Source organism: uncultured Nevskia sp., assembly GCF_903885465.1.
Taxonomy (GTDB): Bacteria; Pseudomonadota; Gammaproteobacteria; order Nevskiales; family Nevskiaceae; genus Nevskia.
In genome coordinates, this window is record NZ_CAISIQ010000273.1 from 1 (window position 1) to 7,319 (window position 7,319).

Consider the following 7,319-nt stretch of genomic DNA (forward strand, 5'->3'; position numbering starts at 1 on the left):
CGAACGGAGACAATGCCCTGAATCGTCGAGATATTTCATCAAACTCGTTCAACAGACTTCGGGCGATCGCTACCGCCTCTGTAGATCCGCCCCTGGTTGTCCATCGACGATTTGGGCTCTAGTAGGCTAGACCGTTCGTCGTCACTAATATCGGGGCGAATGACTGCAATTGGCACGTCAGCGCCCGTTCGATTATTTCTGACCGAGTTGTCGGGAGTGGCCCGAGGAGCAAACTGAACTTTTCCTCCTCACCGGAGTTCGTCATCGAAAGTGCATCGACCCGAAGCGTTTCTCATGGACGCTGGACCAAAGGCAAGCTCGTTGGCCAGAAGGCGCCCCTCAGGCTGAAAGACATCTGGGCTGCGTAATCCGCGCCAAGCCGGTCCAAGATTCCGCGGCATGTCGGTCCAAGATTCCGTGTGATGTCGGTCCACGATTCCGCGGCAAGCCGGTCCAGCGGGTGAGACGGGATAACCCCGCTACGCTCGATCCTTTTTCCCTTCTGGGAGGAGGACGAGGTGGCGCAGCCGAGGTTATCCGTGCGCAAGATTCGAGAGGTACTTCGTCTTCGGTTTGAGGCGGGGCTGCCGGAGCGGCAGATCGCCGCGTCGTTGTCGGTGGCCCGTTCGACGGTGCAGGAATGCCTGCGCCGCGTCCGCGAGGCGGGCCTGTCGTGGCCGTTGCCGGATGGCCTGGACGACGGCGTGCTGGAAGCGCGCCTGTATCCGGTCGATCCGGTGGCGCCGGACTTTCCGTTCCCGGACTTCGCGCGCATTCACGCCGAGCTTGCCCGCAAGGGCGTGACGCGGCGTCTGCTCTGGCAGGAATACCGCACTGCGCATCCCGATGGCTGCGAGTACAGCGCGTTCTGCGATCACTACCGGCGCTGGACGGCGACGCAGGATGCGGTGCTGCGCCGGACGCATGCGGCCGGCGATCAGCTCTTCGTCGATTACGCCGGACTGACGGCCAAGGTCGTCGATCCGGCGACGGGCGAGATCCTGCCGGCACAGGTCTTCGTCGCCGTGCTCGGCCATTCCAGCTACACCTATGCCGAAGCGACGTGGACGCAGACGGCTGCCGACTGGATCGGCGCCCATGTACGCGCTTTTGCCTTCTTCGGCGGCAGCCCGGCGGCCGTGGTGCCGGACAATCTCAAGAGCGGCGTCACCAAGGCGGATCGCTACGATCCGGACCTGAATCCGGCGTATCAGGAATTCGCCCGGCACTACGGCCTGGCGATCCTGCCGGCACGGGTGCGCAAGCCGCGCGACAAGGCATCAGTGGAAAGCGGCGTGCTGCTGGTCGAGCGATGGATCCTGGCCCGGCTACGCGATGCCACCTTCTTCTCGCTGGCCGCGCTCAACGAGGCGATCCGCGCACTGATCGCCGAGCTCAACCAGAAGCCCTTCCAGAAGCGCGAGGGCAGCCGGGCCAGCATCTTCGCCGCGACGGACCAGCCGGCACTGCGCGCGCTGCCGGATTCGCCCTACGAGTACGCGACCTGGAAGAAGGCCAAGGTCCATCTGGATTATCACGTCGAGATCGAGCGCCGGTACTACTCAGTCCCGCACCCGCTGATCGGCAAGACCGTCGACGTGCGGCTCACGGCCAGCGGCGTGGAGATCTTCCATCGCGGCACGCGGCGCGCCGTGCATCGGCGATCCAGCCTGCGTGGCAGCTTCACCACCATCGCCGAGCACCGCCCGCCGCGACATCAGGCGGTGGTGGAGCTGTCCCACGAACGCCTGCTCCGCGATGCCGAGCGCATCGGGCCGTGTACCGCCGCCGTGATTGGCCAGCAGGTCCATGGCCGCGTCCATCCCGAGCAGACCCTGCGTCGCTCGCTGGGGATCCTGCGTCTGGCCAAGGATTTCGATGCCGTGCGGCTGGAAGCTGCCTGCCAGCGAGCACTGAGCCTCGGCAGCACCAGTTATCGCACCCTGCGCGCGCTGATCCAGGCACCGGTCCAGAGCGAGCTTCCCGGCTTGTCCATCCCCGCGCACGGCAACCTGCGCGGGCCGTCGTACTACCAGTGAGGAACCCGCTCTTGCTACAGAACCCGCTGTTTGACCAGCTTCACGCCCTGCGCCTGCGCGGCATGGCCGCGGCCCTGGAACACCAACTCGCCAGTCCCGATGCTGCCGCGCTGCCCTTCGAGGACCGGTTGGCACTGCTCCTCCAGCACGAAGCGCATGACCGCAAGACCCAGCGACTCGGCCAGCGCCTGCGCTGGGCCAAGCTAGCGCAGGGTGCCTGCCTCGAAGATCTGGACACCCGCACGCCGCGTGGTTTGCAGAAAACGGCGCTGACACCGATCACCAGCCTGGCCTGGATCACCGAGCATCTGAACGTGCTGATCTCAGGCCCCACCGGCGTCGGCAAGTCCTGGATCGCCTGCGCCATCGGCCATGCCGCCTGCCGCATCGATCACACCGTGCGCTTCTACCGCCTGCCGCGCCTGGTCGACGAGCTCACCCGCGCCACCGCCATGAACAACCGATCCAGCTTCTTCCGCAGCCTCGCCAAGGTCGATCTGCTGATCCTCGACGACTTCGGCCTGACCCCGCTCACTGACCAGACCCGGCGCGACCTGCTGGAGATCCTCGACGATCGCTACGACAAGAAGTCCACGCTGATTACCAGCCAGCTTCCGGTCGAGCAGTGGCACGACTATCTCGGCGATCCGACGCTGGCCGACGCCATCCTCGACCGGCTCGTCCACAACGCCTACCGGCTCAATCTCACCGGCGAATCCATGCGGAAGCGAAAGACCTCCAAGCAGGTGACCGCACCGTCGAATTGACGCGGCTCCTTCAACTACCCACAGTATTTCCAGTCCCGTCCCCACTGGACCGGCTTGCCCCGGAACGCTGGACCGACATCACGCGGAAGCGTGGACCGACATCGGCGGAATCAGCACTGGGCCATTCGCGAGCGGCTTCAGCTCGCAAAGCGGACGCGAGAACTGGCGATGTTCAATCTGGCCATCGACAGAAAGCTGCGCGCGTGTGATCTGGTGAAAGTGAGAGTCAGCGACATCTGCCATGGCGACCGGGTGTCGCCTCGCGCGATCGTGATGCAACAGAAGACCCAACGTCCCGTCCAGTTCGAGATTATTGAAGCAACACGGGAGTCCGTCGGGGCTTGGTTGGCGAAAGGCGGCCTCCGGTCGGCGGACTATCTGTTCCCAAGTCGGATTCACGAATCGCCTCATCTCTCGACACGTCAGTACACGAGGATTGTGGACTCATGGGTCCGGCAGATCGGACTAGACCCCTGCGCATATGGCACCCACACGATGCGTCGCACCAAGCCGACCCTGATCTATCGCCAAACAGAGAACCTACGAGCAGTGCAGCTTCTGCTTGGTCACACCAAGCTGGAGAGCACCGTGCGGTATCTGGGCATCGAGGTCGACGACGCGCTGGAGATGGCGGAGCAGACCGAAGTGTGAGGTCGATGGGCCCGCTGGTCAGCGATCGTCAATGGTCGCTGACCAGTCCGAAGCGACTCTCACGAGTGTCAGTTCCCGGCACGCAGTAGAAATTGCCAGGGAGACGACCTTGGCGGGTGCCGCCCTATTCATCCCAATCGCTAAAGTCAGGCTCTGCCTCGAATCCGGTTATCGAGTAGCTTGCTGGACTAATATCGGTCTCGAAGTGCCAAGTCTGAGGATCATTGTCCAAGCGAACGCCCGTACAGCTAAGGTAAGCAGCCACCGAAATCACTTCCTCAACGTTATACGAGTCGAACCCTAAAGATAGTTCTTCGCGGTCAATGCTGTCCCATACAAAGAACTCGACACTAACACCTACCTTCACAGAGATGGCGACTTCGATCTCGACGCTCCATGTTGAAGGATCGTCCTCTAGTTGCCAGACGTTGATGCTGTTTTCATCAATGGTGTAGGAGGTTACATTTATCTCGCTGACTTCGGTCTCGATGCGATGAGAGCCGCTATACACATCTTCTGCGTCCCACTGGGATTGAGCTGCGTGCTCCTCCAACGCTTCGTTGAGGAGCACGCGCAGCGAAGAACCCTCGTTGCGCACGGCTTCAAGAACCTTAGCCTTCAGAGCTTGCGCGTGCTCGGTTGTGGCGGCGAAGAGCGCAGCAAGCTCTTCTATAGATTCAACTGCAAATAAGTAGTCCGATGCCTCGGCGAAGGCAGTCCAACCGGCATCCTTTGAGGCGATGATCCCCCTAGTTCGGTACTCCTTCGCGTAGCGCTCCAGGAGTAGCAGCGACATCGCGTCTGGGAACTCCGTTTTTTTTTCCTTGCGCTTCGCGAAAGGAGCAGCCTCGGCGAAATAGCGATTGAACAACTCGGCGGCTTGATCAGGGCCACCAATCGGTAGCACGGCACCTCTGCAGCGAGTGGCGTAGTCGAGAACCTGTTGCCGATACATTTCAGCTGCGCACTGTGCAGCGTTCAGCGCTTCGAACGAGGTATCGATCATCTCCAGCGGTGTTTGCGCCACGCGCTTGAGCTGGTCCGAGGCACTTTTGAACTGCTGGATCGCCGTGAGAACCGGCTCCAATCGATGGTTCACAATTTCCGACGCAACAACCTCAGTTATTTGCAGCTTCATTGAAGCCGGCAGCTGTTGTGGAAGCTGATTCAGCCCGCCGACGTTGAAGTTGTATCCAGCAGCCTGAATGAGATCTGTGTCTATCGAGAAGAATGTGACTTCTCCATTAGCCAGACTCGATGCGTTTGGGTGGCCTTTTGGCATAGTTTGGACAGGAAGGTCGGAACCGCGTCGCGGTATATTGATATAGAAGCAGTATTGCATTAACCGCTTACGCACGAAACGCTCGACGGTCACACGGCTCTTGAATTAAATCGTTAGCTGTCCGCTTCTGGCACGTTACTGACTGCGGAATACAGCACGTTGGGCTGCTTCTTACAGACTGAAAGAAGACGACCCACTACTAAGCGGCGGTAAACCCCCGATTCAGATCAGCGATTCGACCAGCACTGCCTGCACGGCTGGGGCCGTGACGCCGGGGCCGCGCTCAAGCTCCCGCCCGATCCGCGCCCAGTGTCTAGTGTCCAGTTTGCTGGGACAGACTGCGGCTCATGCTGCCAGCCGTCTCGCGGGCTGCCTCGTTCAGTTCGGCGTCCAGACGCATGGGGCCGTTGGTGGGCATATTGATCTCCGGTTACCGGGCAACATTTTGCATGGCGCTACAAAAAACAGGACGTCCAGAGGCAGTTGAGTCCGTGATCTTCCCGTCGCCATTCGAGACGGCCGCATTATCTCCCACGAGCTCGAGCAACCAAACCCTGTTGAAGGAGCCCGCTTTCGTCGAGGAACTCAAGCACTTGCTCCGCTTGTTCACGATAGACGCCGAGAACGACAAACACGCCAGTCCGCTGCGCAGCTTGGCAGGAATCGCCATCTTCACATCGGCAAGCAGCCGATCCGGCGCACTGGATCGAAGCGGGCCGCTGCTATATGCGCTTTGCCTTGCATGCGGCAGCGCTGGGAATCCGCGCGGCCTTCGTCAACCAACCCGTCGAGGTATCGGCGCTGCGACCACTGTTTTCCCGCTCACCGGGGATCGGCAACGGCAGACTGGATCTGGTCGTGCGCCTCGGTCGCGGGCCGCAGATGCCGCGGTCGCTGCGCCGCTCCGTGCAGGCGGTGATTGTTTAACGGCTGTCTGGAGCCGCGTCTCTCAGGCAGCGGAATCCAGAAGGTTGCTCTGCAGAGGTCCGTGCAGGATTTCGCCACCTTCGTTTTCCCAGCGCTGGATGGCCGGCGCCGGCTCGGCCAAGTCCGCGGGTGCCAGCCGCTCGACAGTAACGGCTGGCTCAGCGGTGGCAGGAAGATTCCACATTGCGATGATCGGCAACTTCGCGTGCGCAATATCCAGCGCCAGTACGCTGACCGAGGCGGCATCCAGCGCGAAATGCCGCGCCTGAGTCAGGGGCATCTGCAGCCAGCGCACTGCCAGCGCCCGGCCGAAATGCCCATGGGAGAAGACGGCGATGTTGCCGCTCAAGTCGATCAGGCGCGCGATGACTCGGTCCGCGCGCATCGATATCTGCCCGGCGGTCTCGCCATTGGGGCAACCGTTGGAGAACACATTCCAATCGGCAGAATGCAGCTGGATTTCCCGGGTCGTCCATCCTTCGTAATCGCCGTAGTTCCACTCCGCAAGGTCGGGATCGGCCTCCGCAGCAGCGCCCTGCCCTGCAAGCGCACAAGTCTGTCGCGCACGCTTCAGCGGACTGGTCAGCACCTTGGTGAAACCGAGTGTGCCGAGCGCTTTCGCCAGACTCCGCGCCTGACGCTCGCCGAACTCGTTTAGGGCGATGTCGGTCAGCCCGGTATGCCGTTGCGCCAAGGCCCAATCAGTCTGACCGTGCCGAATCAGATAGATCCGCAAGGCCGGTGGGCTGACCGCGCTCACACCGATTGCCCCCATCGCCAGTTGCGAATCTCCGGCATGTCCTGGCCGTGCTTGTTGATGTACTGCCGGTGTTCGACCAGCTTGTCCTTGAGCTTCCGCTTCAGCGCAGCACCCTGATCGCCGGTTTGCGGCAATCGGTCGATCGTGTCGATGACCAAATGAAAGCGGTCCAGTTCGTTGAGTACGGTCATGTCGAAGGGCGTGGTGACCGTGCCTTCTTCCTTGTAGCCGCGAACGTGGATGTTGTCGTGATTGCTGCGGCGATAAGTGAGCCGATGGATTAACCAGGGATAGGCGTGGAAGGCGAAGATCACCGGCTTGTCGCAGGTGAACAGCGCGTCGAACTTCTCATCGCTCAGACCATGTGGATGCTCGCGCGAGGGTTGCAGCCGCATCAGGTCCACCACATTGACCACCCGGATCTTCAGGGTCGGAAGTTGCTGGCGCAGGATAGAAACTGCCGCAAGCGTCTCGAGCGTCGGCACGTCGCCGCAGCAGGCCATGACCACGTCGGGCGCAACCGCCTGATCGTTGCTGGCCCACTGCCAGATGCCGACGCCCTCGGTGCAGTGCTTGACGGCGGCGTCCATGGTCAGCCACTGCGGCGCCGGGTGTTTACCCGCAATCACAAGGTTGACGTAATGGCGGCTGCGCAGGCAGTGGTCCATCACCGACAACAGGCAGTTGGCATCCGGCGGCAGATAGACCCGCACGATCTCGGCCTTCTTGTTCACGACATGGTCGATAAAACCGGGATCCTGATGGGTGAAGCCGTTGTGGTCCTGGCGCCAGACGTGCGAGGCCAACAAGTAGTTCAACGAGGCGATCTTGCGCCGCCAAGGCAGGCCCGCCGTCACCTTCAGCCACTTGGCGTGCTGGTTGAACATCGAATC

Annotated in this window: 5 protein-coding genes and 2 pseudogenes; 4 read left to right on the forward strand and 3 right to left on the reverse strand. The window is 61.6% G+C overall.

Features of this window, described 5'->3' with window-relative positions; all coding sequences use genetic code 11:
- Nucleotides 1–518: 518 nt before the first annotated feature.
- The 3 genes and pseudogenes from istA to QZY06_RS10195 all read left to right on the forward strand — a co-directional run.
- Nucleotides 519–2,039: an IS21 family transposase gene (gene istA / locus QZY06_RS10185; RefSeq protein WP_295683668.1), complete on the forward strand. Its 1,521-nt coding sequence runs from the start codon at nucleotides 519–521 to the stop codon at nucleotides 2,037–2,039.
- Between the two features lie 11 nt (nucleotides 2,040–2,050).
- A complete protein-coding gene (gene istB / locus QZY06_RS10190; protein ID WP_295683671.1) occupies nucleotides 2,051–2,806 on the forward strand; it encodes an IS21-like element helper ATPase IstB in 756 nt (251 codons plus the stop codon).
- Between the two features lie 111 nt (nucleotides 2,807–2,917).
- A pseudogene (locus tag QZY06_RS10195) lies at nucleotides 2,918–3,457 on the forward strand (tyrosine-type recombinase/integrase); the annotation flags it as partial.
- Nucleotides 3,458–3,581: 124 nt separating this feature from the next.
- Here the strand turns inward: QZY06_RS10195 and QZY06_RS10200 are convergent.
- Nucleotides 3,582–4,832, reverse strand: a complete 1,251-nt coding sequence (locus QZY06_RS10200; protein WP_295683677.1) for a PIN domain-containing protein — start codon at nucleotides 4,830–4,832, stop codon at nucleotides 3,582–3,584.
- Between the two features lie 633 nt (nucleotides 4,833–5,465).
- Between QZY06_RS10200 and QZY06_RS10205 the strand changes: the two genes are divergently transcribed.
- On the forward strand, nucleotides 5,466–5,666 hold the full coding sequence (locus QZY06_RS10205) for a hypothetical protein (protein ID WP_295683680.1): 201 nt from the start codon (nucleotides 5,466–5,468) through the stop codon (nucleotides 5,664–5,666).
- Between the two features lie 22 nt (nucleotides 5,667–5,688).
- Here the strand turns inward: QZY06_RS10205 and QZY06_RS10210 are convergent, their stop codons facing one another.
- Nucleotides 5,689–6,402 (reverse strand): histidine phosphatase family protein, encoded by a 714-nt coding sequence (locus QZY06_RS10210; protein ID WP_295683682.1) that lies wholly within the window; start codon nucleotides 6,400–6,402, stop codon nucleotides 5,689–5,691.
- 20 nt (nucleotides 6,403–6,422) lie between these two features.
- Nucleotides 6,423–7,319 (reverse strand): annotated as a pseudogene (locus QZY06_RS10215) (phosphoketolase); the annotation flags it as partial.